Annotated in this window: 24 protein-coding genes; 13 read left to right on the top strand and 11 right to left on the bottom strand. The window is 64.5% G+C overall.

The window, feature by feature from the left end:
• Nucleotides 1–8: 8 nt before the first annotated feature.
• The 3 genes from ahcY to ACLKOZ_RS02560 all read right to left on the bottom strand — a co-directional run bounded on the left by ahcY (nt 9) and on the right by ACLKOZ_RS02560 (nt 2275).
• Entirely contained in the window at nt 9–1487 is a 1479-nt protein-coding gene (ahcY, locus tag ACLKOZ_RS02570; RefSeq protein WP_436472570.1) for an adenosylhomocysteinase, read from the bottom strand.
• 75 nt (nt 1488–1562) lie between these two features.
• Nucleotides 1563–1808, bottom strand: a complete 246-nt coding sequence (locus ACLKOZ_RS02565) for a Trm112 family protein (protein ID WP_436472568.1) — start codon at nt 1806–1808, stop codon at nt 1563–1565.
• 77 nt (nt 1809–1885) lie between these two features.
• Nucleotides 1886–2275 (bottom strand): DUF3499 domain-containing protein, encoded by a 390-nt coding sequence (locus tag ACLKOZ_RS02560; RefSeq protein WP_337346621.1) that lies wholly within the window; start codon nt 2273–2275, stop codon nt 1886–1888.
• 117 nt (nt 2276–2392) lie between these two features.
• Here ACLKOZ_RS02560 and ACLKOZ_RS02555 point away from each other — a divergent pair, with 117 nt between their 5' ends.
• On the top strand, nt 2393–2908 hold the full coding sequence (locus ACLKOZ_RS02555; RefSeq protein WP_337346622.1) for a metallopeptidase family protein: 516 nt from the start codon (nt 2393–2395) through the stop codon (nt 2906–2908).
• 41 nt (nt 2909–2949) lie between these two features.
• Here the strand turns inward: ACLKOZ_RS02555 and ACLKOZ_RS02550 are convergent, their stop codons facing one another.
• The 3 genes from ACLKOZ_RS02550 to ACLKOZ_RS02540 are packed head-to-tail and all read right to left on the bottom strand — an operon-like array spanning nt 2950 to nt 8448.
• On the bottom strand, nt 2950–4551 hold the full coding sequence (locus ACLKOZ_RS02550; protein WP_436472566.1) for a DUF5719 family protein: 1602 nt from the start codon (nt 4549–4551) through the stop codon (nt 2950–2952).
• Nucleotides 4544–7891 carry a glycosyltransferase family 2 protein gene (locus ACLKOZ_RS02545; protein ID WP_436472564.1) on the bottom strand — a complete coding sequence of 1116 codons (3348 nt, stop codon included), beginning with the start codon at nt 7889–7891 and terminating at the stop codon, nt 4544–4546. The genes ACLKOZ_RS02550 and ACLKOZ_RS02545 overlap by 8 nt, the downstream gene beginning before the upstream one ends.
• 11 nt (nt 7892–7902) lie before the next feature.
• The gene (locus tag ACLKOZ_RS02540) at nt 7903–8448 is read right to left on the bottom strand and encodes a WhiB family transcriptional regulator (protein ID WP_337350041.1); all 546 of its coding nucleotides are present in this window, start codon (nt 8446–8448) and stop codon (nt 7903–7905) included.
• A 410-nt stretch (nt 8449–8858) separates the two neighbouring features.
• On the opposite strand from ACLKOZ_RS02540, the gene ACLKOZ_RS02535 reads away from it, so the two are divergent.
• The gene (locus ACLKOZ_RS02535) at nt 8859–9554 is read left to right on the top strand and encodes a TIGR03089 family protein (RefSeq protein ID WP_436472561.1); all 696 of its coding nucleotides are present in this window, start codon (nt 8859–8861) and stop codon (nt 9552–9554) included.
• A gap of 40 nt (nt 9555–9594) precedes the next feature.
• Here ACLKOZ_RS02535 and ACLKOZ_RS02530 read toward each other — a convergent pair whose 3' ends face one another.
• Nucleotides 9595–10170, bottom strand: a complete 576-nt coding sequence (locus tag ACLKOZ_RS02530) for a GtrA family protein (RefSeq protein ID WP_436472559.1) — start codon at nt 10168–10170, stop codon at nt 9595–9597.
• A gap of 174 nt (nt 10171–10344) precedes the next feature.
• On the opposite strand from ACLKOZ_RS02530, the gene ACLKOZ_RS02525 reads away from it, so the two are divergent.
• The 5 genes from ACLKOZ_RS02525 (at nt 10345) to ACLKOZ_RS02505 (ending at nt 16070) form a co-directional block, all read left to right on the top strand.
• Entirely contained in the window at nt 10345–11541 is a 1197-nt protein-coding gene (locus ACLKOZ_RS02525) for a 5-(carboxyamino)imidazole ribonucleotide synthase (RefSeq protein WP_436472557.1), read from the top strand.
• Nucleotides 11538–12125 (top strand): 5-(carboxyamino)imidazole ribonucleotide mutase, encoded by a 588-nt coding sequence (gene purE / locus ACLKOZ_RS02520; RefSeq protein WP_436472555.1) that lies wholly within the window; start codon nt 11538–11540, stop codon nt 12123–12125. The genes ACLKOZ_RS02525 and purE overlap by 4 nt, the downstream gene beginning before the upstream one ends.
• An 11-nt stretch (nt 12126–12136) precedes the next feature.
• The gene (locus ACLKOZ_RS02515; protein WP_436472553.1) at nt 12137–13783 is read left to right on the top strand and encodes an LCP family protein; all 1647 of its coding nucleotides are present in this window, start codon (nt 12137–12139) and stop codon (nt 13781–13783) included.
• Nucleotides 13784–13847: 64 nt separating this feature from the next.
• The gene (manA, locus tag ACLKOZ_RS02510) at nt 13848–15098 is read left to right on the top strand and encodes a mannose-6-phosphate isomerase, class I (RefSeq protein ID WP_436472551.1); all 1251 of its coding nucleotides are present in this window, start codon (nt 13848–13850) and stop codon (nt 15096–15098) included.
• Between the two features lie 3 nt (nt 15099–15101).
• A complete protein-coding gene (locus ACLKOZ_RS02505) occupies nt 15102–16070 on the top strand; it encodes a lipid II:glycine glycyltransferase FemX (RefSeq protein WP_436472549.1) in 969 nt (322 codons plus the stop codon).
• Nucleotides 16071–16171: 101 nt separating this feature from the next.
• On the opposite strand, the gene glpX is transcribed toward ACLKOZ_RS02505, so the two are convergent.
• Nucleotides 16172–17194, bottom strand: coding sequence for a class II fructose-bisphosphatase (gene glpX / locus ACLKOZ_RS02500; RefSeq protein ID WP_337346747.1), 1023 nt, complete (start codon nt 17192–17194; stop codon nt 16172–16174).
• Nucleotides 17195–17422: 228 nt separating this feature from the next.
• Here glpX and ACLKOZ_RS02495 point away from each other — a divergent pair, with 228 nt between their 5' ends.
• From ACLKOZ_RS02495 to ACLKOZ_RS02485, 3 genes are all read left to right on the top strand, one after another.
• Entirely contained in the window at nt 17423–18103 is a 681-nt protein-coding gene (locus ACLKOZ_RS02495; protein WP_337350415.1) for a DUF4245 domain-containing protein, read from the top strand.
• A gap of 9 nt (nt 18104–18112) precedes the next feature.
• On the top strand, nt 18113–18727 hold the full coding sequence (locus ACLKOZ_RS02490) for a carbonic anhydrase (protein WP_436472547.1): 615 nt from the start codon (nt 18113–18115) through the stop codon (nt 18725–18727).
• An 86-nt stretch (nt 18728–18813) separates the two neighbouring features.
• Nucleotides 18814–20235 carry a class II fumarate hydratase gene (locus ACLKOZ_RS02485; protein WP_436472545.1) on the top strand — a complete coding sequence of 474 codons (1422 nt, stop codon included), beginning with the start codon at nt 18814–18816 and terminating at the stop codon, nt 20233–20235.
• Nucleotides 20236–20503: 268 nt separating this feature from the next.
• On the opposite strand, the gene ACLKOZ_RS02480 is transcribed toward ACLKOZ_RS02485, so the two are convergent.
• Together ACLKOZ_RS02480 and ACLKOZ_RS02475 are read right to left on the bottom strand one after the other, a co-directional pair.
• Nucleotides 20504–20974, bottom strand: coding sequence for an NUDIX hydrolase (locus tag ACLKOZ_RS02480; RefSeq protein ID WP_436472543.1), 471 nt, complete (start codon nt 20972–20974; stop codon nt 20504–20506).
• Nucleotides 20975–21064: 90 nt separating this feature from the next.
• Entirely contained in the window at nt 21065–21622 is a 558-nt protein-coding gene (locus ACLKOZ_RS02475; protein ID WP_436472541.1) for a prepilin peptidase, read from the bottom strand.
• Between the two features lie 59 nt (nt 21623–21681).
• On the opposite strand from ACLKOZ_RS02475, the gene ACLKOZ_RS02470 reads away from it, so the two are divergent.
• The 3 genes from ACLKOZ_RS02470 to ACLKOZ_RS02460 all read left to right on the top strand — a co-directional run bounded on the left by ACLKOZ_RS02470 (nt 21682) and on the right by ACLKOZ_RS02460 (nt 24119).
• Nucleotides 21682–22476 carry a hypothetical protein gene (locus ACLKOZ_RS02470; protein ID WP_436472539.1) on the top strand — a complete coding sequence of 265 codons (795 nt, stop codon included), beginning with the start codon at nt 21682–21684 and terminating at the stop codon, nt 22474–22476.
• 69 nt (nt 22477–22545) lie between these two features.
• Entirely contained in the window at nt 22546–23193 is a 648-nt protein-coding gene (locus ACLKOZ_RS02465; protein ID WP_436472537.1) for a GNAT family N-acetyltransferase, read from the top strand.
• 488 nt (nt 23194–23681) lie between these two features.
• Nucleotides 23682–24119, top strand: a complete 438-nt coding sequence (locus ACLKOZ_RS02460) for a hypothetical protein (protein WP_436472535.1) — start codon at nt 23682–23684, stop codon at nt 24117–24119.
• Nucleotides 24120–24529: 410 nt separating this feature from the next.
• Here the strand turns inward: ACLKOZ_RS02460 and ACLKOZ_RS02455 are convergent, their stop codons facing one another.
• Entirely contained in the window at nt 24530–25960 is a 1431-nt protein-coding gene (locus tag ACLKOZ_RS02455) for a PhoH family protein (RefSeq protein WP_436472533.1), read from the bottom strand.
• Between the last annotated feature and the right edge of the window lie 187 nt (nt 25961–26147).

Genomic DNA, 26147 nt, shown 5'->3' with positions numbered 1-26147 from the left:
GTCACGCCTCAGTAACGATAGTGCTCTGGCTTATAGGGGCCCGCGACGTCGAGGTCAAGGTAGTCGGCCTGCTCCTTGGAGAGTTCCGTCAATTCGACGTCGAGGGCCGCGAGGTGGAGGCGGGCAACCTTTTCGTCCAGGATCTTCGGCAGCACATACACCTGGTTGACGTACTCGCGCTCCCCTTCGGGCTGGTCGCGCTTGGTCCACAGCTCGATCTGGGCGATCGTCTGGTTGGCGAAGGAGTTGCTCATCACGAAGGACGGGTGGCCCGTGGCATTGCCAAGGTTCAGCAGCCGCCCCTCGGACAGGACGATGATGGAGCGCTCTTCTGCGGTCCCGGCGTCGAAGACCCACTCATGCACCTGGGGCTTGATTTCCACTTTCTTGATGCCGGGGATCCGGGCCAGTCCTGCCATGTCGATCTCGTTGTCGAAGTGGCCGATGTTGCCCACGATGGCCTTGTCACGCATGCCGGCCATGTGCTCGGCCAGGATGACATCCTTGTTGCCGGTAGTGGTGATGAAGATGTGGCCTTCGCCCAGCACGGACTCCAGCTTTGCCACCTGGTAGCCGTCCATGGCAGCCTGGAGCGCGCAGATGGGGTCGATTTCAGTGACAATGACCCGCGAACCCTGACCGCGGAACGCCTCAGCGGCGCCCTTGCCGACGTCGCCGTAGCCGCAGACGACGGCGACCTTGCCACCCATCAGGACATCGGTGGCGCGGTTGATGCCGTCCGGCAGTGAATGGCGGATGCCGTACTTGTTATCGAACTTGCTCTTGGTGACGGAGTCGTTGACGTTGATAGCCGGGAACAACAGCTTGCCCTGTTCAGCCAACTGGTAGAGGCGGTGCACGCCGGTGGTCGTTTCCTCCGTGACGCCGCGCAGGCGGGAACCGATGCGGGTCCACTTTTGCGCGTCCTCCTGCAGGGACGCACGCAGGACATCCAGGAAGACAATGCCTTCTTCGGATTCGTCCGCGGCGGCGGCCGGAACGGCGCCAAGGGCCTCGAACTCGACTCCCTTGTGCACCAGCATGGTGGCGTCTCCGCCGTCGTCGAGGATCATGTTCGGCCCGAGGTCAGGGTCGGTGTCGGCCCCGGGCCAGGTCAGGATCTGCTGGGCAGTCCACCAGTATTCTTCAAGGGTCTCGCCCTTCCACGCGAAGACTGGAACGCCCTGTGGATCCTCAACAGTCCCTTTGCCTACGACGACGGCAGCAGCGGCTTCGTCCTGGGTGGAGAAGATGTTGCAGGAAGCCCAGCGGACCTCCGCGCCCAGGGCTGTGAGCGTCTCGATCAGCACGGCGGTCTGGACCGTCATGTGGAGGGAACCGGCGATCCTCGCGCCCTTGAGCGGCTGCGTGGGTCCGAATTCTGCGCGGAGCGACATTAGCCCGGGCATTTCGTGCTCCGCGAGGCGGATCTGGTGCCGGCCGGCCTCTGCCAGTGAGATGTCGGCAACCTTGTAATCAAAAGTCATGGGGATCCTTTGCTCTGTCCGATGGGGGCGACGGGCGTCAGTGCGCCTGCGGTGGGTGGGGCGGGTGATGGAGGCTTATGGCGTGTCGTCAGCGGCGGCCGAACCAGACCGGGAGTCGTGCTGGTCCGAGCCGGCGGCGTTGGCAGCCTGAAGCAGTTCCGGCGGCAGGAGCAGCGGAATGCCGTCCTCGATCGCGTAGCGGAGCTTTTCGCCGGAGTCCCCAGCCGCCGTCGAGACGAGTTCCTCGCCTTCCTGGATCAGCTTCGACCCGGTGACGGGGCAGCGCAGGACTGACAACAGTTCAGGACTGATCTTTGGCATGGTTGATGCTCCCTGGAGGGCCTGTTTGCCCCGGTGGCTGACTGATTAGCAGGTTCCAGCCTACCGCCAGATGGGCGTCAGGACGGTTCACGGAGCACACGGAGGTGGCCACGGCGGGCACCTTCGGCAGCAGCCGGCGCCTCGAGTGCTGAGTGGGTCAGTCGCTGCGCCTGCGACGCGGGAGCCTGCGGTGGGAGAGCTGCGGCTTCCCGGACGGCATTGGCCAATGCCAGGAGGTCATCGGGCCCGGGCTGGTGGGGTGTGGACGGCATCGCCAGCCGGAGGACTTCCCAGCCGCGGGGCACTGTCAGTGACCCGGCATGCTGCTCGCACAAATCGTAACAATGCGGCTCGGCGTACGTGGCCAGGGGGCCCAGGACGGCCGTGGAGTCTGCGTATACGTACGTCAGAGTGGCCACCGCCGACTGGCGGCAGCCTGATCTTGAACATTGACGGATAGCTCCCACGACATCCCAGACTACTCGCTGTCGCCGCCGGTTCCCTGCATTGCCCCCGCACGCCGCGCCATGGCGGCCGTGGCACTTTATGTCGCGCAATCGAGCCGCCGGGTTTAGAGTCAATGTATGCAGTCATCGAACCATGATTCAGGCTTTACGGTCCGGTTGGCTGACCCGGGTGTCCGCAGTGGGGACACCGGTTCGGACTCCCCGGGCAGGAGTTTCGCGATGCGCCGCCGGAACAGGCACGGGCGCGGCCTGCGGGGCGAGCTGATGCTGCCCACCCATCCCGGTTACCGGACCCGGTCAGACCGGTTCGATGACATGGTTCTCGACTCCGCGCAACGGCTCCACGATATCTGGGGCAAAACCCTGGACGGTGTCCGGTTTGCCGTGGACGAAATACCCCCTCAGCTGGAACAACTCGTGGCCGACGCCGGTGCGGCCCCCATGGGTTCCTATACTCCGGCCACCGCTGACGAGGGTCCCATCATCACCCTGTACCGCCGAGTCGTGGAACAGGGCTGCGCCAGCCGGGAAGAGCTCCAGGACCTGGTCCACGACGTCGTTGTGGAACACACAGCCGAGATGCTTGGCGTGGCGCCCGAAACCCTCGACCCGGTGTACCGCCGCCGTTACTGATTACTGACTACCGGACAGTGGTCCTGCCGCCACGAGTTCGGTCAGTACCCGAGCGTGACCGGAACTTGTTCCTGGCCTGACGCGGCGGGCATGAGGGCGAGCGAAGAGATGTCCTCCCGCCCGTCCTGCTGCAGCAACAGCGCCCCGTACGCGGCGTCTCCCGAGGCGGAAACGATATACCCCACCACGGTGGATTCTTCGACCTTCTCGGGGACATCGATTGACGTGGTGGTTCCCCCTGCAATGTCCGCCGTAGACGCGGCCTGGATCTTGCCGTCGGCTGTGATGGCCGAGTAAGAAATGGAAGCCCGGTCCGCCAGGGCGCCAAAAATCAGGATTCGTTTGCCGCCCTGGGGCACCGGCACCACGTGCTGGCTGCCCAGCCGAACTCCAGCCGCGGCCCACGCGACGTCGGACGCCTGGTTGTCCTTGAGCCCGCGCGTCACCCGTGCCGCAGCTACAAACGACACGTCGGAGGTGGCGGCCACGGTGTAGTGGCCTGTCGGAACGCCCGCCAGGGAAACCTCGGTCACTGAACCGGCTTTGGCAGTAACCACTCCCCCGCCCGGCAACGCTTTCTGGCCGTCGCGCCCAAACAACTTGATCTCCACCACCGCGTCTGATTGCCCCGGGACAGTGATTTGCAGTGCAGGGCCGGCGTCCTCGTAGCCCTTTTCGCGGGTAAGGGACGAGAGGGCGCCGGCGTCCTGGATGTCGATGCCGGTCATGACCTGGCGTGCCGCCGGGGCGGCCCCGGGGGAAATGAAATCCACCCCGCCGGGCGTCAGACCCCTCAGTACACTCTGCTGGATCGCTGCGGCCACGGGACCTCCGGCGCTGCGCACGTGGACGCTGAGCTGCGCTTCGCCGGGAGCGAGTCCTGCCAGGACGATGGACCTCGTACTGCCTGGTGCCACCAGCAGGCCGCGGCTTCCTGGCGCCTGGATCTGGCCCTTGGTGCCGTACAGCTCCAGGCTTACGGTAGCTGGCGTGGTCGAGGCATTGCTGAGGGTCAGGACGGAGGTGCGCCCCAGCGTGGTGCTGGCACCGGCCAGCCATACGTCGTTGGAAGGCGGCTGGCAATTGGCAGCAGCGAAACCCTGGAGATCGCCATCGGTTGCCGAGAACTTCATCAGTGCCGCCGCCGAGGCCTTTTGGCCGTTCCGGGCATCAGCGCTCAAGACGCTCGCGGCGTCCACGGCCCGTTGTTCGATGACGCCGGCTTTGAGCTCCTGCGGACCGGCTGCCCCGCCTGCCTGGGCGTCGTCCCGCGCGATTTCGACGGCGGCGGTCCCGTCAAGGGCGGACAGCCGGCTGCCGGGGAGGACCCCGCCGGGAGCACTGATGACGGCGCCGGAGACGACGCTGCGTGCTGTCGCGGATTTCGGACTGAACTGAGGATCGGTACCTGCTTCGGTACCTTCCAGGAGCCGGGCAGGACCCGGGCAGACGCCAACGCTGGAGCCTGCCGGCACAGCAGCCAGCGCGGCCGGAAGGCTTCGGCTGCCCGCCGGTTCGGGAGCAAGCGTGCCCGCGGCAATGATTCCCCCGGCGGCGGCAAATATCGCCGCGGAGGAGACCAGGCCGGTCAAGAGGCCCTTGCGGGACGCGTTGCCCCCTTCCGGGGTTTTGTCCTTATGCATTCTGGTGTTCCTTACGCAAGGAGCCTTCATCCCGGGACAGCCCGGTATTGGGCCGGCGGGCCGGCATGGGGATCGCGAGCATGACAGTGAGGCCAATGACGGTGATCTGCAGGATGGCGGACCACAGCGCCCAGGGGTTCTCGTAGCGGATGGTGAGCTGCCCCGCCGAAGGCGGCAGGGTAAACGCCTGGGCCCAGCCTGAGGTAGTGGACGTGAGCTTCCGGCCATTCAACCAGGCGCTCCACCCGGGATCTGCACGTTCAGCGAGTACCACCAGCCTTCCGTCAGTTCCCTCAGGGACTGCCGTGTCGACGTCGTCAAAACCTGACGGCAGCAGCGCAATAGCGGCGCCTTTGCTGTCAACGATCCGGGCACGGTGGGCAACATCCGCCGGCTGCAGGACGGGCTGGTTCAACGGAGTGATCCGCCAGAGCCACCCGACGTCCGTCTGTCCGACGGCGATGAGTCCAGGCACTGCGTCCATCCTGCTGGCGGTCAGCTGGGCAGCAGTATCCACAGAACGCAGAACCACAAACCCCACCCCCAGCTGCTCCAGTTCAGGGCGGGGGTCGACTCCTTCTCCGGCCACGATGGTTGCTACGACGCCGCGGAGTGTGCTTGTGACGGTGTCGTCGTCGCGCACTGTTTCGATGCCAGGCGCGCCCAGGATGTTCCGGGACGACGCGATGGTGGACAGGCTGTCCAAGGTGGTGCCGGCACCGCGCATCAGGGCAGCGTTGAATGTGCCGTCTTCGGAGGTGCTGATCAGCAGCGTCCGAGTCTGCTCCGGGCCTGTTCCGCGGTCGATTGCGGTGGCCGGGAGGGTCCGGGGATCACCGGCTTCCACCAGCCGGGGAACGCCGAGCGGTTCGCCTGCTGCATTCTGGGGCGGACCCGCCGCGGTGGCTTGCCTGAGCAGGTTCTGGGCGGACCAGGCTGCCATTCCGGCCAAAGGGCCGGCCAGCAGCAGGACCGTGGCCAGCGCGACGGCAGAACGAAGGAGGATTTTCTGCGGCCTTGTGGCAGCGGAGACCCCGTCCGCGGCATCGAGTAGCCGTTCGGCGCCGATGAGTGCGGCACCCAGCAAGGCGAAGCCGGCCGCCGAGACCGACGGGCCGGTGAAGGGTGTCACCAAGGTGTCCGCGTTGACGGCGGTGGCGACGTGGCTGGCCAACCAGCCGGCAGCAAGGACGATGAGTGCGGCCAACCAGAGGGCACGTGCCGCGTGGCTCCGCTTTCCCGGCACCAGAATCGCCGCAGCCGCGAGGACCAGCACGGGCACGGCTACCAGCAGGGCGAGCAGCAGGGCCCACGGGACGGCGCCGCTGAAGAACGGAAGTCCGGAGAGCCCGCCGTCGGCGGTGAACCTGATCGGCTGGCCCAGGATCTGCTGCCACAAGGGGGCGCCCGTGAAACCCAGCGGAAGGCCTGGATCAGCAAGCAGTGCGCGCGGCCTGTCCAGCACGGACAGGGCGAACGGGATGAACAGCGCCGCGCTGGGGAGCAGGGCCCACCAAACGGTGCGGCCGCGACGGCCCAGCAGGAGCCCGCACAGGACAATGACGACGGCGGCCGGGGCCAGCAGCGAAGGTGCGGAGGCGGCGACGACCGCCAGGGCCAGGCCTGCGGCCGCAGCGGCCGTCCAGGACGGCGTGCCGTTGATTCCCGGCTTCTCCGGCGGCCTCTCGGTGAAGCGCCGGTCACCGGGCGATGGCAGCAGGAAGCGACCGTGTCCCAGGGCGGTGCCGGTGGCGCGCAGCAGTGCCAGGACAACCACGGGGATCATGATGTGCGCGATCAAGGCGCCAACCCGGCCCTGGTTCAACGCGACCTGCAGTGCCGGCGCGGCTGCCCAGAACAGGGCGGCGACAAGGCGGAACCTGCGTCGGAGCGTCAGGGCGCCGGAGGCGAACCAAGCCGTCAGACCGGCCAGCGGGGCCGCCAGCAGGAGCAGCCATGCCATGGCGCCGTTTGCGTCGCCGCCGCCCAACAGGCCGAGGATCCATAACACGTAGCCGAAAGGGTCACCCTTGCCTGGCAGACCGGCGCCCAGGCTGATCCACCAACTGGACGCGTGATGCCAGATCTCACCGAGGGTGGAGGAGACAGGTATCAGGGCACCGCCGGAAACAGCCTCTGCACGAAAGAGGCCGGAGAGTGCAGTCAGAGATGCCACGGACGCAATCAATACCGTTGCCAGCGCGCCGCTGCCCACCCAGCCTCGTTCACTGGTGGTCAGGGCGGCAAAATCATCAGCTGAATCGCCGCTCGGCTGGTCGGCGAGGGGATCCTTTTTGAGGCCTTCCGTGGGCAAGGCGTCGGATCCCAGCGCCTCCATGAGGGAGCGGCGGTGGCTCCAGACCTCGCGGCGGGACGTCTGAAGCTTGCTGACCACCGAGCGGCGGATGCGTCGCGTTCGTGCGGCAGCCCGACGCGCCTTGGCCACTGCGCCCGGCCGGCCCAAGGCTGTCAAGGTGGCTGCGAACTGGGCAAACCCGTACCCCGGATCCTTGACCGCGATGCTGAGGACCAGTTTGAAGATGCTCCCAAGGAGCGCGCCAACCGCGTGCAGCGGCACCTTCCATAGCGGTGCGTGCTTGAGCCGTAGGTGAACCTGTGCTTTCCTGGCGGCGGAAGCGTTCCCGAGGGCATGGGGTCTGTGGGCCACATGGAACATCCTGGCGGTAGGCACCACCACCACCCGGTGGCCGGCAAGGCGGTTTCGCCAGCAAAAATCGATGTCGTCACCGCTGCCTGGCAGTGCGGGGTCAAATCCCTGCAACTGTTCCCAAACGTCCCGGCGGACCAGCATCCCGGCCGAGTTCACCGCGAAGGTGTCGCTGCGGCCATCGTATTGGCCCTGGTCCAGCTCGTCAGCATCGATCAGGGTGAGGCGTTCCGCCCACCTGCTGGTGGAAAGTCCGACGTCGATCAGCCGGCGCTGGGCGTGCCAGTCGAGCTGTTTGCAGCCGGCGACCGTCACCGAGGGTGCGCGTTCGACTGCGCCTAGCAGTTCGGCCAGCGCTTCCGGGCACGGTGCGGCGTCGTCGTGAAGCAGCCAGATCCACTCCGTGGACGCACTTTCGGGATGTCCGGCCCAAGGCGACAGGGCTTCGAGTCCGGCACGGACGGCGCCGCCCATGCCGGTTTTGGAATGCGGAAAGTTGATGACATTGGGTTCGCCGAGGGCCCGTGCCAAAAGGGTTTCGGAGTCGTCCCTGGAGCCTGTGTCGACACCAATGGCTGAGTCGACAGGCCGGGTCTGGTCAGCCAAGGCAGCCAGGGTTCTGGGGAGATAGGCACTGCCGTTGTGGGACACCACAACGGCAGTGACATGCACTTCCTGAAGAATTAGATTGCTCGCTTCCTTAGCCGCCGGCGCTCACGCTCGGAAAGGCCTCCCCAAATGCCAAACCGTTCGTCGTTAGCCAGCGCGTATTCAAGGCATTGGGACCGCACGTTGCATGCGCCACAGACCTTCTTGGCATCGCGGGTCGATCCTCCCTTTTCAGGGAAGAATGCTTCCGGATCCGTCTGGGCGCACAGGGCGTCAGTCTGCCAGCCCAGTTCGCCCTCGTCGTCGAAGTCCTGCTGGAAGGGCAGCCCGATCCATACCGGCTGCGTAGTACTTCCGCCAGCAGGGACCTGGAGTTCCATGGGCGGATCCAGATCGTCATCGTCCTGGTCGTGTCCGCCGTCCAGCAGCGCTTCATGGGCTGCGAGGAATGCAGTTGCCTGATCCTCAAAAGACTCTTTGGTGTTGCGGTTGTAACGCTCGGCGGCGTCCGGATCCGCAGGATCCACGTACCAGTCGCTCGGCACGCCTCGTGAACGGTATTTCACCGTCGCCTGACCGGCGACGACTGCATCTTCATGGATACGCTCTGCTTGCCCCACGGCGACCCTCCTGATGTTGCTGCCCCTGCCTGGATACTTGGACACTCGGTTGTGTGCCGGTACTCGCGCAATGGCGTTCGATATCTAATTACACGCGTGTAACTACAGGCGAGTCAAGCCGCGGAGGGATAATAATCAACAATCCCGGACAACTCGGGTCACGCCACGCCCGGGAATTTTTGCCGACACGCCCGCCCGGGAAGCCCAGTCACTCAAGGAGCTTCGACTTTCCTGCCAAAACCCATGGAATTCGGGCAAAAACTACAGCGTGAGCGTGAATAACGCAAGCGAAATGAGAAACTGATGTGAGTAACATCACAGACTGCGCACAGATTCGTGGCTCAGTTTTACTCCCGTCCGGGGCCCACGAAGCCGGTGACTGGCTCAGGCTGCCGTGCCAAGATGTAGCAATGAGCATCCCAGCGATCGAACTGATGACAACCCTGCGCTCCGGACATTCCACATCGCCGCGCCTGACCTGGTACGGACCGGACTCAGAGCGGGTCGAACTTTCCGGGCGGGTGCTGGATAACTGGGTTGCCAAGACCAGCAACCTGCTGCAGGACGAACTCGACGCCGAGCCAGGTATGCGGGTGAACCTTGACCTTCCGGCACACTGGAAGTCGGTCATTTGGGCCCTTGCCGCCTGGCAGGTCGGAATGGAAACCGTGTTGGACGGCGGTGAAGCCAACTATCTTGTGACGGATCGGCCGGATTCAACCGGCACGTACGACGCCGTCGTTGCCGTTGCCCTTCCGGCGCTGGCAATGCGGTGGCCAGGTGAGCTGCCTGGTGGCTTCATCGATTACGCCTCCGAAGTCCGCTCACACGGTGACGTGTTTATGGCCCACACCGATCCTTCGGCTTCAGGATGCGCCGTGCGCGGCAGCGACGGCCGGCGCCACCTCCATGAGGGACTGCTCACCGGCTTTGCAGCCCCGCACGAAGAGGGAGTCCGCCTGCTGGTGGCAGCTGCAGACGGCCTGGAAGCGGCCTTGTCGAACTCCCTGGGCGCCTGGCACAGTGGCGGGTCCGTGCTGCTGGCTCATCCGGACGTGGACCTGACGGACAAGCTCCTGGCGGCTGAACGCATCCGCGGCAAGTAGCGTTGCCGGACCCACGCCTGCTGACTGCTGGAACCCGGCTTTAGGACTGGCGGGGGCTTTCCGGAGCTTCCCTCTCCGGGTGTTCTCCGCCCTGGGCGGCAGCAGCGGCTTCCTTATCAAGTTGGTGCAGCTCGATGAGCTCGTGGTCGTGGTAGAACTCCGGCTCCTGGTCCAGTTCCTCATTGAAGACCCAGAAGCGGTAGGCGAAGAACCGGAATATGGTGCCCAGGACCAGGCCCACCACGCTGCCGGCAATAAACAGGGAGGGCTTGTCGTTCAGGTCCAGGATGTACTTCGCGAACCAGACACAGCCGGAGGCGATGAGGAGTCCCACAAGGTTCATCACCGCAAAAAGCCCCGCTTCACGGGCCACGTTGGCCTGCTTGCGGTGGCGGAACGTCCAGTAGCGGTTGGCAACCCAGGAGAAAATACTGGCCACGATCGTGGCTACAGCCTTGGCCCAGACCTCGCTGCCATGCATCGGTCCGGTGAACAGCCAGATGTAGACTGCCGAGTCAATGACAAAGGCCACACCGCCCACCGCACCGAATTTGGCCACTTCACGCCAAAACAGCGAGGCGAGCCCCCGGATTCGATCTGCAAGTGAACTAAACATGACCCTCCATGGCCGTCAGAAACTGTGGGCCACACGGCCAAAAGCCTATTTTAGCGCTGAATTGCCCCACACCACCTCCACCTATGGGGAACGCGGAGGCCAAATTCCCCTAAAATCGCTGCCCGTGCCGTCCGGAAGCCGGGATCCGGCGCGCTTTTCTGTAGGCTGGCACTTGTGACTTTTCCAGTAATCGGCGTGGTTGGCGGCGGCCAGCTCGCGCGCATGATGGCCCCAGCCGCCACCGCCCTAGGCTTTGAACTCCGCGTCCTGGCTGAGGCGGAGGACGTTTCAGCAGTTTCAGCCGTTGCCACCTCGCCAGTAGGTGACTACAAGGATCTCCAGACCCTCCTCGACTTCGCGGAAGGCCTGGATGTCATGACCTTTGACCACGAGCACGTGCCCACGGACCACCTCCGTGAGCTGATTTCCGCGGGCGTCAACGTCCAGCCCGGCCCGGACGCCCTGGTCAATGCGCAGGACAAGCTCGTGATGCGGGCCGCAATCGACAGGCTTGAGCTTCCGAACCCGGCCTGGGCCGCTGTCACGGACGTGGCAGGGTTGGTGGACTTCGGCGACGAGATCGGCTGGCCGGTAGTCCTCAAGATGCCTCGCGGCGGCTACGACGGCAAGGGCGTGCGGATCATTGACTCCCCGGAGGAGGCCGCCGATGCCGCTCCGTGGTTCGAAGCCATGAGCCCGCTACTGGCCGAAGCCAAGGTCGATTTCAGCCGTGAGCTGTCCGCCCTGGTCGCGCGCACCCCTGACGGCCAAGCCCGCGCGTGGCCCGTGGCCCACACAATTCAGGTCGACGGCGTCTGCGACGAGGTCATCGCGCCCGCCCTGGACATCGCACTGGACGTCGCGGCGGCTGCCGAAGAAGCGGCCTTGCGGATCGCGGGCGAACTCGGCGTTACCGGTGTGATGGCTGTAGAGCTTTTCGAAACGCCGGGATCCGGCTCCGGTTTCCTCATCAACGAACTGGCCATGAGGCCCCACAACACCGGGCACTGGACCCAGGACGGTTCAGTGACCAGCCAGTTTGAACAGCACCTCCGGGCCGTCTTGAACCTCCCGTTGGGCGCCACCGATGTCCTTGGCCCGGTCATCGTGATGAAGAACTTCCTCGGCGGAGACAACCAGGACCTCTTCTCCGCCTTTCCGGCCGCCTTGGCCAGCGAACCGGCGGCAAAGGTCCACTGCTATGGCAAGTCGGTGCGCCCCGGGCGCAAGATCGGCCATGTCAACCTCGCGGGAGCCTCCACGGATGAGGTGGACTCAGTACGGCAGCGCGCGGCGAGGGTGGCCGCAATCATCCGCGACGGCCGCGTTCCGGCCGAAGAAACAGCACGGATTTCCGAGGAGAACGCATGACCACTGAAACGACGCCAGAGACCAGCACCAGCGAAGTCAGCCCCATTGTGGGCCTGGTGATGGGCTCGGACTCGGATTGGCCGGTCATGGAAGCCGCCGCTGACGCGTTGGCTGAATTTGGCATACCTTTTGAAGCTGACGTCGTCTCCGCGCACAGGATGCCTGCTGAGATGATCCGCTATGGCCAGAGCGCCCATGAGCGCGGATTGCGGGTCATCATCGCCGGCGCGGGTGGCGCGGCACACCTCCCCGGCATGCTCGCGAGCGTGACGCCCCTGCCCGTCATCGGTGTCCCCGTCCCGCTGAAGACCCTGGATGGAATGGACTCCCTGCTGTCGATCGTGCAGATGCCGGCCGGCGTTCCCGTGGCCACGGTATCCATCGCCGGTGCCCGCAACGCAGGCCTGCTTGCCGTTCGTATCCTGGCCTCGGGCACGGACCAGCTGGCCGCGTCCCTCCGCGCCGACCTCCTGGATTTCGCCCAGGAACTCAATGACGTTGCCACCCGTAAGGGAGCCAACCTTCGGCAAAAAGTCAGTGAAGTCTTCGCTGACGGCAATGGTGTCCTCCGGGGCAGCCGCTAAGGTACCCGAAGATGTCCAGAAGCGAAACGCAGCAGCCCTCCGCCGGAACAGTCATGACTGATCCTGTCCGGTATCCGTCCAACGCCTCGGCCCCCGTCCGAACCAAAAGGGCCTTTGTCCTGCTGCTGATGACCCTCCTGGTTCCGGGCAGTGCCCAGATTGTGGCAGGCGACCGTAAGCTCGGCCGCATCGCGCTGCGGGTCACCCTCTGTGTATGGGCATTGCTGGTTGCCACCGTGCTGCTGCTGGTCCTCAACAGGTCGCTGCTCATCAACATCATCACCAATCCGTTCGCTTCGCTGCTGATCGTTGTAGTCCTGGTGGCCCTCGCCCTCGGGTGGGCGCTTCTCTTCATCAACACCCTGCGGCTGATCCGCCCTGTGCTGCTGGCACCGGGGGCGCGGCCCGCCGTCGGAATTGCCTTGGTACTTGCCCTGGTCCTGAGCAGCGGATCCCTCGGTTACGCCGCCTACCTGCTAAATGTTGGCCGCAACGCCATCGGCAGTATCTTCTCGGCCGGCCCGGCCATCGATCCTGTGGAAGGCCGCTACAACTTCCTGATGATGGGCGGCGACGCGGGCGACGACCGCACTGGCCGGCGCCCGGACAGCCTGTCAGTGCTCAGCGTCGATGCCAAAACTGGCCAGACTGCCATCATCTCCGTACCGCGCAACCTTCAGAACGCCCAGTTCAGCGAGGGCTCCCCGATGCGCAAGATCTATCCCGACGGCTACGACTGCGGCAACGAATGCCTCATCAACGCCATCAACACCGAAGTCACCAACGAGCACTCAGACCTCTACCCCGGCGTGGCCGACCCCGGCGCCCAGGCCACCCTTGAAGCGGTGTCAGGCACGCTCGGCATCACCGTCCAGGCCTACGTATTGGTGGACATGGACGGCTTCGCCAAGCTGATCGACGCCATGGGCGGTATCAGGATCAAGGCCGGCGGCTGGGTCCCGATGAGCGGGGACATGATCGACGAGGCAAACGGCATCCACGGCATGCCCCTTGGTTGGATCCCCGCGGGGGAACAGCACCTGGACGGCTACCACGCACTCTGGTACGGACGCTCCCGTGAATTCGTCGACGACTACGCCCGCATCCAGCGCCAGCAATGCGTTCAGCAGGCCATGCTGAAGCAACTGGATCCGGCTACGCTGCTGTCCAAGTTCGAGGACATCGCAAACGCCGGCACTAAGGTTGTGGACTCAAACATCTCATCGACCCAACTGGGGAGTTTTGTGGAGCTTGCCATGAAGGCCAAGGGCCAGGAAGTCAAGCGGCTCACCATCGGTCCGCCCGACTTCGACGCGTCTTTTTCCACCGTGCCCGACTTCGATGTCATCCACGACAGAGTTGACCAGCTGCTCGCTTCCGCGTCCGGCCCGCAGGCTGCCGCACCTGTCGACGGCATGGTGCAATCCTCCGCAGCCAGCGGCCGGCTGCAGGCGTCCGCTCCGCTGCGACCCACCGTCCTGGCAGGCGGCGCACTGGCGCAGCAGTCAACGCCGCCGTCGTCGGACTTCACTCCGGTGACGACAACCCCAGACGGTGAGCCGATCACCGAGGCGATGCTGAACCAGCTCAAGAGCGAGGGCAACGAGCAGGCGCTCCGTGAGCTCGTTGCCTCAAACGGCCTCTGCGCACCCTTGTAGGTGCCCACTCCCCCGCAGACCGCATGCCCCCGTAGACCTGAAGACCAAGAAATGGATACCGGCTGTGTACGAAATTGAGAACGTCCTCCGCGATTACGCGTGGGGATCCACGACGGCGATTGCCGGCCTCCTTGGCCGCACCGAGTCCGGCCGTCCAGAAGCCGAACTCTGGATCGGAGCCCACCCGGATTCCCCTTCCGTCGCGCGCCGCCCGGATGGGTCAACGGTTCCCCTCGATCAGATGATCTCCGAGGATCCCGAGCATTTTCTTGGCGCTGAAGGGGTCGCCGGATTTGGGCCGAGACTTCCCTTCCTGGCCAAGGTCCTTGCGGCGGCGCAGCCCCTCTCGCTGCAGGTCCATCCGAGCATCGAGCAGGCGCGGGAGGGTTTCGCGCGGGAGAATGCCGACGGCGTTGCACCCGATGCTGCACACCGGAACTACCGGGATGACAACCACAAGCCCGAAATGGTCTTCGCCCTCACGCCGTTCGAGGCGCTGTGCGGATTCCGGCCGGCGGCGCAAACGCGCAGCATCCTGCTGCACCTGGCCGCCGCGTTCGACGCCGTCGAAGCGGACCAGCCACGGGTGCTGTCTGAACTCGTGGAAGACCTCGGAGACTCCAACGAGAGTGCGGGCCTCCGGAAGGCCTTCGAGCGCCTGATCGCAGGCGGTACCGAGGTTGCCGAGGCCACGGCGCTGGTCGCCGGTGTGCTCGTTTCCGGCGCTTCCCTCGAACCGTACAAGTCCGAGCTCTCGACGGTGGTCAGCCTCAACGAAAAATACCCGGGTGATCCTGGTGTGCTGATATCGCTGCTTCTGAACCGGATTTCCCTGGCGCCGGGCGAGGCGGTCTACCTCCCTGCCGGCAACGTGCACGCCTACCTCCATGGCATGGGCGTGGAAGTCATGGCTTCCTCGGACAACGTGCTCCGTGGCGGATTGACTCCGAAGTTCATTGATGTCCCCGAACTCCTGCGCACCATTGAGTTCAAGTCCGTCCAGGTCCCCATGCTCAACCCGGTAGTTTCCGAACTCGGCCAGGAGCTGTACCAGCCGCCGTTCCGCGAGTTCCAGCTGCAGCGGATCGAACTGGTGCCCGGAGCGTCGCCCGTTCCGCTCGCCCAATCAGGAGCGGCCGTGGTGATTGTGGTCGAGGGATCCGTGTACCTCGACTCTCCCAAGGGCGATCTGCAGCTCGCCCGCGGCGGGAGTGCATTCCTCGCTGCCGCCGATGCGCCGGTTAATGTCCACGTGGCTGCCGGGGCCGAGGAGGCGGCAGTAGCCTTCGCCGTCACCACGTCCATGAAAGCCTGATCCGTGGAGTATTTCCTCCAAACTCCCGCCTGGGCCGACGTCCTGTCCTCGCTCGGCCGTACGGTCCATCAGCAATCCGGCCCAGGTTGGAGCTTCCTGGCCGTTGAAGAGAAGAACCCTGCCGGCAAGGTGCTCTACGCCCCTTACGGCCCGGTTGCATCCTCCACTGACGCGTTCGACGCCGCCCTTGCCGCCCTCGTGGAGCTGGCCCGTTCCTGCGGCGCTGTCTTTGTCCGGATCGAACCGGTAACCGCCGGTCTGTCCCTTTCAACGGCAGCGGACGAACTCCGGCGCAGGGGCCTCCAGCCCGCACCAAGCAACCCGCAGCCTGAACTCAGCTGGATCGTGGACCTGGACGGTGACTTCAAGGACGTCCTGGCCGCCATGAAGCCCGTGAACCGGAACCTCTACCGGAACATCCACAAGAAGGGCGTTACGTTCCGGACGTCACAGGACCCGAAGGACATCAGCATCCTGCTGGAGTTCCTTCATATGACGGCGCGGCGCAACGGATTCAAGCCGCAGAGCGACGACTACCTGACCCGGGTGGCTGCTTCGCTGATGCCGGCGGGAGCCGCCACCCTCTTCATCGCCGAACTGCACGGGGAGCCCATCGCCGCAGCCCTGGCCTACGATTCCGCGGATACCCGTACATACGCCCATGCAGCCCTGGACGACACCCACCGGAAGCTCAGCGCGGGAATCCCGCTCCTCGTGACCCTGATGGCCGATGCAAAGGACCAGGGCCTCAAGCACGTCGACCTCTGGGGCGTGGCACCTGCTGACCAGCCCGGCCACAAATGGGCAGGCTTCAGCGCCTTCAAGAGGTCATTCGGTGGCCGCGAAATAGCCTATCCCGGCGCCTGGGACCTCCCGGTGAAGAAGCTGCGTTACAACGCCTACCAAGTGGCGCGCCACTTGCGGGACAAGCTGCGGACCCTCCGCTCCCCCTTTGCCCGAACCAAGACCTAAGCCCCTCTAGTTCGACGCGGGCATACAGTTGAGGCCCCGGATCCAAGCGAATCCGGGGCCTCAACTGTATGCCGACGCACCCTGGGGCGCGGGCGACGAACCTAGTTCTTGCGGGCGTAGCCCTCCCACTTGCTGGCCTGGTGCTCGCCGTCAACGAAGCGGATCGTACCGGACTTGGAGCGCATCACGATGGACTGGGTGAGGACCTTGTCCTTGGAGTAACGGACACCCTTGAGGAGGTCGCCATCCGTGATGCCGGTGGCCGCGAAGTAGCAGTTGTCACTGGACACGAGGTCATTGGTGGAAAGCACGCGCTCCAGGTCGTGGCCGGCGTCGATTGCCTTCTGCTTCTCGTCGTCGCTGGTAGGCCACAGCCGGCCCTGGATGACGCCACCCAGGGACTTGATGGCACAAGCAGCAACGATGCCTTCGGGGGTGCCGCCGATGCCCATCAGTGCGTCAACGCCGGTACCGGAGCGCGCCGCGGCGATGGCACCGGCGACGTCGCCGTCCATGATGAACTTGGTGCGCGCGCCGGCTTCCCGGATCTCCTCGACCAGGGGGCGGTGGCGGTCACGGTCAAGGATCATGACGTTGAGCTGGTTGACCTTCACGCCCTTTGCCTTGGCGATCAGGTGCAGGTTCTGCTTGACCGGCAGCCGCAAGTCAACCATGTCAGCGGCCTCCGGGCCGGTGACGAGCTTTTCCATGTAGAACACGGCGGAGGGGTCGAACATGGAACCACGCTCGGCTACGGCCAGCACTGCGAGGGCGTTGTTGATGCCCAGCGCGGTCAGGCGCGTGCCATCGATGGGGTCTACGGCGACGTCGCATTCAGGGCCGGTGCCGTCGCCAACGTGCTCTCCGTTGAAGAGCATAGGGGCTTCGTCCTTCTCGCCTTCGCCGATAACCACAACACCATTGAAGTGGACCGTATGAAGGAAGGAGCGCATGGCGTCAACGGCCGCGCCGTCGGCTTTGTTCTTGTCCCCGAAGCCAACCCAGTGGCCACCGGCAATAGCCGCGGCCTCGGTGACGCGGACAAGTTCCAGGGCGAGGTTGCGGTCCGGCTCGTCGATCCCCACAGCCAGGGACGGCGAAATGGTGGAGTACTGCTGGGTCATGGGCGAAGGTGACACGTGAACCTCTTCTTCGAGTGGCGATCATTGGACCCGCTCCGCCTGTTCCGGCGGATACGGTGATTCCTCTGCTACCGATCATAGTCGGGGCGCCGCCTCTCAGTCGTGGCATGACGCTGCCCCGCAATGTGCGCTGCCGGGATGGCAGTGCATCAAGAGCGCCTCGAGTGTGAGTTGGACGCCCGGATGGGCGACTATAGAGGGGTGAGTGATATGCAGGAAAAGACCAGCCCCGGCCAGGACGCCTCCGGTTCCGGGAGTGCCGGCAAAGCCCCGGAGGGTGACGGGCAGCAGCCCGTCAAGCCCGTCATCCCGGCTGCCGCAGCCAAGCGTGCCAACGCCTCGGTGATCGGCATGGTCATTGCGCTGCTGGTCAGTATCGCCGCGTTCCTGCCGATCGTGCTGATGAACCCGTTTCCGAAAAGTGACGGCTTCCGGCCTGACATTAACGTCAGCGAGGTGGCCCGGAACGCCACAGATGTGGCAGGATTCACACCCGTCGCGCCGGAGACCGGCGACACATTCACGTCCAACTACGCCCGCTGGGAGTCCGGCAGTGGCAGCGGCGTCCCCACGTGGGAAGTAGGCTTCCTGACTCCCAATGACTCCTTCATCGGCTTGGTCCAGACCCGGCAGGCCAATCCCACCTGGCTCCTCCAGGAAACGGGAAACGCCCCCGTCACGGGAACCCGCAGCGCAGGCGGCCAGGAGTGGGAGCTTCGGGATACGGGCAAGGGCGAGCGGAGCATGGTCCTCACATACCGGGGCACCACCGTTGTCCTCACTGGACCCGCTAAGTTGGACGAGTTTGTGGTCCTGGCGGACGCCGTCGTGAAGTCCATGGAAAGTAACCCCGCCGTCACGGTTTCACCCTCGGCGGTCCCCACATCGTAAGGTAGGGCCGTGGCAACCTACCTGACTCCGGCCCTGGCCTGGCGACGACTCCGCGAAGGCAACGAACGCTTCGTCAACGGCGAATCCTCCCACCCCAACCAGGATGCATCCCGGCGGTCTTCGCTCGTGGAGAACCAGCATCCCTTCGCTGTGATCTTCGGCTGCTCCGACTCCCGCCTCGCGGCCGAAATTATCTTCGACGTAGGACTCGGTGACGTTTTTGTGGTGCGGACAGCCGGCCAGGTCATTGACGACGCCGTCCTTGGCTCACTCGAATACAGCATCGGCGTGCTCGGGGTGCCGCTGATCGTGGTGCTGGGACATGACAGCTGCGGTGCCGTCAGCGCCACAAAGTCCGCGGTCGAAACCGGCCAGATGCCGGCGGGCTTCATCCGGGACCTCGTCGAGCGCATCACGCCGTCCGTCCTGACGTCGCTCCGCAACAACAAACCGGAGGTCAACGACATGGTGGTGGAGCACGTCAAGCAGACCTCGCACCGCCTCGTGGACAGCTCCCGTGTGATTTCGGACGCAATCGAGACCGGCCGGGCAGCGGTCATCGGCCTTTCCTACAGCCTCGCCGATGGCCACGCGGACCTTGTTTCCGGAATCGGAGAGCTCTGATCTGACGCCCTGCGGCGGTTGCGGGGCACCCGTAGCATGCCGTTCACGGTTTTCGATGCGGCCTCTGCGCGTCCTAAGCTAGCCCCATGACTTCCACTGAAGAATTCCGTATTGAACACGACACGATGGGCGAAGTCCGCGTCCCCGTGAACGCGCTGTACCGTGCACAGACGCAGCGTGCAGTTGAAAACTTCCCCATCTCCGGCAAGACCCTGGAACGCGCCCACATCGAAGCCCTCGCCCGGGTCAAGAAGGCAGCCGCCCAGGCCAACGCAGAACTTGGAGTGCTCGACGGCGAGCTGGCCAAGGCGATTGCAGAGGCCGCCGATGAGGTAGCTGCCGGCAAGTACGACGGCGATTTCCCGATCGACGTTTTCCAGACCGGCTCCGGCACCTCCTCGAACATGAACACGAACGAGGTCATCGCCGAACTGGCCACCCGCGCCCTCAAGGCCGCCGGCAGCGATAAAGTCGTCCACCCGAACGACCACGTCAACGCCTCGCAGTCCTCCAATGACGTCTTCCCCACGTCCGTGCACGTTGCCGCCACCTCGGCCCTGATCAACGACCTCATTCCGGCCCTCGGCTACCTGGCAGAGGCGCTGGAGCGCAAGGCCGTGGAGTTCAAGGACGTCGTCAAGTCCGGCCGTACCCACCTGATGGACGCCACCCCGGTCACGCTGGGCCAGGAGTTCGGCGGCTACGCTGCCCAGGTCCGCTACGGCATCGAGCGCATCAACGCCTCGCTCCCCCGCGTGGCTGAAGTTCCGCTCGGCGGCACGGCCGTGGGCACCGGCATCAATACCCCGGCCGGGTTCCCGGAGCGGGTCATCGAACTGCTCGCGACCGACACCGGCCTGCCGCTGACCGAGGCCCGCGACCACTTCGAAGCCCAAGCCAACCGCGACGGCCTGATCGAAGCATCCAGCCAGCTACGCAACATTGCGATCTCCTTCATGAAGATCAACAACGACCTCCGCTGGATGGGCTCCGGCCCCAACACCGGCCTGGGCGAAATCGCCATCCCTGACCTGCAGCCCGGGTCCTCGATCATGCCAGGTAAGGTCAACCCGGTCATCTGCGAGGCGTCCATCATGGTTGCCGCGCAGGTCATCGGCAACGACACCGCCATCGCGTGGTCCGGTACCAACGGCGCCTTCGAGTTGAACGTCGGCATCCCCGTCATGGCTGCCAACCTGCTCGAGTCCGTCCGCCTGCTGGCCAACACCAGCCGCGTCATGGCCGACAAGATGATCGACGGGATCACGGCAAACGTTGAGCGCGCACGCTTCCTCGCAGAGGCATCACCGTCCATCGTCACGCCGCTGAACAAGTACATCGGCTACGAGAACGCAGCGAAGATCGCCAAGAAGGCAGTCGCCGAGGGCCTTACCATCCGTGAGACCGTCGTGGCCATGGGCTTCCTGGAGCGCGGCGAGGTCACCGAGGAGCAGCTGGATACCGCACTGGACGTTATGTCCATGACGCGCCCGCCGCACAAGGCATAGCTCCCCCGGCTCCATAACGAACACGTCGGCCGCTCAGCTGGCGGATTCAGGGGGTCGTTGCAACACCGTTGGCGGTTAGTTCGCCAAGAGTAAATCACGCAGACGCTCGGCTGGGGTATCCCAGCCGAGCGTTTTGCGTGGCCGTCCGTTGAGTTCCTGGGCGACGTGGTTGAGGTCCCCGGGCATGTCGGCGGCCAGGGTGAACAGCGGGTATCAAGGACGACGACGGCGAACTGGTCTCCCAGCACTGCCCGCGGCTGTGCGCGGGTCAGGGCTCGAAGTGGGCTGCCTCCGCCGGGGCCAGGGCGCGGCGGATGCTCGTGAGGTGGCCTGGCATCAACTCAGGCAGGTCATTCGGGCTGAACCAGCCGACGTCGAGCGACTCGTCGTCGTTAACCCGTGCCGTCCCTGAAACGTAACGGCAGAGGAAGACCACATCCAGGAATTCGCAGACGTCGCCGTTGGGATACGTAAACGGGCCGACGGTGCCCACCGAGACAACCCGCTCGGCTTCGGCCACCACTGCGGTTTCCTCGAAGATTTCACGCACGAGTCCCCTGGCGGGCGGTTCACCGGGATCCAGCATGCCACTGATGAGCGCCCAGTGGCCGTTGTCGGCACGCCGGGCCAAGAGGACCCGGCCGGAGTGGTCAAGGACCACGCCGCGGACACCGGGTACCCACAGGGAGTCGTGGCCGACCTTCTCGCGAAGCTTGAGGATGTAGTCAGGTGCAGGCATGCTGCCAGCCTAACGTCCGACGGCGGGCGGCGGCCGGAAGCTGCGGCGTATGTGTAGCGGCATATGGAATTGAGTTCAGGCCGGATTGGGTCAGGCAGGCAAAAGCATGGCGGCGGCAGCGCCTGCCAGCATGAACGGGCCGAACGGGATGGAGGATTTCAATGTGCCTCGGCGGGTGGCCAGCAGGGCCAGGCTCCAGAGTCCGCCCAGCAGGAACGCCCCAAAAGTCCCGGCGAAAATGTGTGCCCACCCCAGATATCCCAGGTACATCCCCAGGACGCCCGCGAGCTTTACATCTCCGAATCCCATCCCGGGCGGATAGACCAGCCGCAACACAAAATAGAAGCACCAAAGAACTGCACCCCCGGCCAGGATCCGGAGGGCCGGCAGCCCGAACAAGGCCGCAGCGCCGTCGGGCCCTGCCGGCAGCGCCCACGCACCGGAGACTATGGGGACCACCGCAGCCGCGGCCAGAAGGACACCTGCCACGACGTAGGACGGAAAGACAATACGGTTGGGCAACAGATGGTGGCGCACGTCGATCACGGTCAGGCGTACCGCCATCACCACGAAATAGGCGCACGCCGCCAGGACCAGCCAGAAGGCCAGCGGGGCAGCATCCCAAAGTTCGTCCAGTCGTCCGATCACCCCTCGGATGCTACTGGATTTTCGCTTCCTGCCGGAGGGCCCACGCGTAAACTGTGGATATGTCGACATGGGACACCAGGCGCCGGCCAAATCCGGACCGCGGCGATTCTCCCGCTGACCTGACCACGGTGTTCCGGAACCTCTGCAGGTCTTCACCCTGGAAATGGCAGAGCCTGCGCTTTGAGTACTGGGACGAGCCCTTTGCCGAGGCTCCGGACCCTGCGGCGCCGTTCGTGCGAGCCTGGCTGCGCCGGCCCGGTGCCCTTCGCCTCGAGACCGCCGACGGACTGGTCCTCCACAGCACAACAGGGATCAACGACTCCAAGGACGGGTTCTACGTCAGTGCCACCCGGAAGTCCTGGCTGTTGCCGCCGCACCTTGTGGCGCCCGTTTACGACGACGGCGGCCTGGTGCGGCGCCGCCCCGAGGCAGCATACGGAGAACCCGGCTTCGGCAACGGCCGCTTTTCAGCCGCCCTGGATCCCGTTGAGCTGGCAGGGAACGCCCCGGTACCCCTGGAATTTCCGGGCAGCAACGCCGTGGACGTCATTGAGGTAGGCCGGGTCGACCACGACGGGCGCGCGACCCTCGAGGCCGTCATCACCCCATCCGCCGCCTATCACGCCGCAGATCCTGCCGCACCGCTGTGCATGCCCGGCAGCAACCGCGTGCGGATTGACCTGGAAACAGGCGTCTGCGTGTCCAGCCAGTCACTGGAAGCCGCCACCCCTGACTACGGGCACTGGCTCCGGATCATCGCAGTTGACGAGTACATGCTCGACGATCTCTTCCTCGCGGAGTCCATGAACCTTACGGATGTCCGGCGCCACATCACCTGGGATATCTCCGCCTGAGCCTGGGCGGGACCACGTGTGGCGGCGGCTTGACAGGCCCTACGGCCGGCCTTGGGCTAGGCTTCCGTGATGACCGCGCTGACTTCCCTCTGGCCCCTCTTCGGCCTCACGCTGACCACACCACGCCTGATATTGCGGCCCATCACGGACGACGACATTCCGGCTGCGGTGGCGGCGGCCCGGAGCGGAGTACACGAACCGGGCAGGAATCCCTTCAGCACACCCTGGGCGGAGCTCCCCGCGGAGGAACTCGGGCCGAAAATGGCGCAGTTCTATTGGCGCTGCCGGAGCGAGGCCACGCCGGAGTCCTGGACCCTGCTCCTGGGCATCTGGCACGAGGGCGAGTTCATCGGATGCCAGGACATCGGCGCCAAGGACTTTGCCGCCCTCAAGACCGTCAGCACTGGCTCCTGGCTCAAGCAGTCCGTCCACGGGCACGGGCTCGGCAAGGAGATGCGCGCTGCCGTTGCACTCTACGCCTTCGACTGGCTCAAGGCCGAGGTGGCAGAGTCCGAAGCCGCCGCCTGGAACGCAGCCTCCCTGGGCGTGTCCCGCGCGCTCGGCTACGAACTCAACGGCGTCGCACGGATGTCCTGGGGCGGCAATATGGAGGAAGTCCAAAAAGTCCGCCTCACCCCAGCGACCTTCAAACGCCCCGACTGGACCCTGAAAGTACAGGGCCACGAGCCCGCCGCAAAGTTCCTCGGCATCGGTTAGTGCCGGGCAGCGGCTGGATTCGTCCGCCCCCAGCACTTCGCTGGCGATTTCATAGCACCGGGGCATAGAGTTGTGGCTGGGTTTGCGGCCCCGGCCCTTCTCCGTCGCTAGACACGGCGCAAAAGGGCCTCTCCGGTCGCTGGGTGAACGAGGAAAAGGCCCGTGGAGGAGCTCTGTTACCAGGGCAGCGATCGGTGAGCGTTCGGAGCGGGTGAGGGTGATGTGGCCGAACGGTAAATGGCCTTTCAGGGTTTCGATGACGCCGTTGATGTCGAAGTAGGCCACTTTACGTAGCTGAGATGAACACTCATTCTGAGTATTTGCAACACTCAACTTCCCTAGTTCCGGCCACTCAATTTGGCCTACAACACCACTCGGGCTTGAGGAGACCCTCTAGGCTTCGAGAATCGAGCGGACTCAGGGTAACTGAAGCAGCTATGAGAAGAGGCCTCTCGTCCTGTCCTTCCAACATAGTGTGGAGCGGAGAAATGAGAACCTTGAGAATTGCCCTTGTCGGGACATTGACGATTGCCCTGTTGTTGACCGGCGTATGCCCCGGATTAGCAGTGTCGAATGGGACATCCAGTGGCAGCGCGATCGTCCCAGAAACTGTCGAAACAAAGCTCGGGGCGATAGATCCGACCATGACTCTGGCGGATCAGGCGCGAGTGCTTTTTCCGGCTGAACCGAAGATGCAGTTCGCCTTCATCAGTCAAGCCGTCGCCGTCGACCTACAGGCAGCAGGCGCTCGAACGGACATCCATCCCCGTGCGCTTCCCATTGCCCTCGCTCCCTTTGTTGCCGTCTTGGCACGCTGCGTTCGGGGCGCATTGGGAGGCGGGGTAGTTAACGAAGTCATCACATTAGTGCATGAGGGCAAGCAAGCCGACGCTCAAAGCCGGGTATATGCCTTGGTGGGGGAATGAATCAGTTCTGTTTTCCCCCCGTTTCTCAAGCCCATTGCACACCGGGCCCAAAATGAGCTTGCCGGGGCCGTTTTGTGGGTGATCGTTCAACTGGCCCCAAAGAGGTAGATGTTGGAAAACTCGAAACGCCCAGACAAAACAGTACGGAAATCGCAAATTGGACGGGCGGCGCTCTTGACCATCGTTGTGATGATCGCCAACTACAACTGGTGGACTGGCAGAAATCTGGTTCGAGAGATACTGGTGGTAGTACTGGCTTTTGCCCTTTCATTGGGTCTCGTGAGCCTTTTTGACTTTGCGAGGCATTGGCTTGGGTCCCGGCGCAGACCATAACAAAATCACTCAAGGCTGACCGAAGAAGGGCCGTGGCCCGATGAACTGGACCACGGCCCCGCACTTACCGTAAGTGGCTAGATCTCTGCCCCTTCGAGGAGCTCTGTGACCAGGGCTGCGATCGGTGAGCGTTCGGAGCGGGTGAGGGTGATGTGGCCGAACAGCGGATGGCCTTTCAAGGTTTCGACGACGGCAGCGATGCCGTCGTGCCGGCCAACACGCAGGTTGTCGCGCTGGGCGATGTCGTGGGTGAGGACAATCTTGGAGTTCTGGCCGATGCGGCTCATCACTGTGAGGAGCACGTTCTTCTCCAGGGACTGGGCCTCGTCGACGATCACGAAGGCGTCATGCAGGGACCGACCGCGGATGTGGGTCAGGGGCATGACTTCCAGCATGCCCCGGTCCATGACCTCTTCCACGACTTCCTGGCTGACCAAAGCGCCCAAGGTGTCAAAGACGGCCTGCGCCCACGGGTTCATCTTTTCCGACTCGGAGCCGGGCAAGTAACCGAGCTCCTGCCCGCCCACCGCGTAGAGAGGCCGGAACACAATGACTTTCCGATGCTCGCGTCGTTCCAAGACCGCTTCCAGGCCTGCGCACAGGGCCAGCGCCGACTTGCCGGTTCCGGCCCGCCCACCGATGGATACAATCCCGACGGCGGGATCCATCAGCATGTCGATGGCCAGCCGCTGCTCCGCAGAACGTCCGTGCAGCCCGAAGACGTCGCGGTCTCCCTTGACGAGCCGAACCTGTTTGTCGGCGCCTACGCGGCCCAGGGCCGAGCCCCTGTTCGAGAGAAGCACCAGCCCGGTGTTGACCGGCATTTCTGCGGCCGCGGGGATGAAGACGGGTTCGTGGCCGTACAGGGTGGAGATTTCTTCTTCGCTGGCCTCCACTTCCGCGACGCCGGTCCAGCCGGAGTCCTTCACCAATTCGTTGCGGTACTCGTCTGCGGTCAGCCCCATGGCGGAGGCTTTGACGCGCATGGGAAGGTCCTTTGAGACCACCGTGACGTTCCGGCCTTCGTTGGCGAGGTTCTTGGCTACAGCCAGGATCCTGCTGTCGTTATCACCACTGCGGAAGCCCATGGGAAGCACCTCAGCGGAAATGTGGTTCATTTCCACCATGAGCGTCCCGCCGTCGTCGCCTATCGGGATGGGCCGGTTGAGGCCCCCGTGTTTGACGCGGAGGTCGTCGAGCAGCCGCAGGGCTTTGCGGGCAAAGTAGCCGAGTTCGGGATCGTGCCGCTTGGCCTCCAGCTCGCTGATGACCACGATCGGAACAATGACCTCGTGCTCAGCGAAACGCAGCAGTGCGCGGGGGTCAGAGAGCAGGACGGACGTGTCAATGACGAAGCTGCTGATGGTGGCATCCCTTCCGGAGACAGCAAAACCGGCCGCAGGCTTTTCGTCTGCTGCACCGGTTGTTGAGGTTGCTCGCGTGGCGCGAGAGGTAGCTTTCTGTCCCTGATCAAAAACGACCTCGGGCAGTTGTTCAGAAATAGCCACATCGACTCCAGCCCCGGGCGTGCCCGGAATTGTTATTGGTGAGGCGGCTCGGCCTGGAGGCCGGACTCGGCCTCCCATACAACCGGTGCGAAACATCGCTCCATGTACTGGCCTCCCCGATCAGCCGGCGGTTTTGCCTGCTGATGGTTACAACGTAAATCCATCGTCAGTAATTTCCGGCTTCATC

The sequence above is a fragment of the Arthrobacter sp. R4 genome, from assembly GCF_051365025.1.
Classification (GTDB): Bacteria; Actinomycetota; Actinomycetes; order Actinomycetales; family Micrococcaceae; genus Arthrobacter.
Note: the sequence above shows the minus strand (reverse complement) of the source record. Positions and strands in the feature narration are given on the sequence as shown.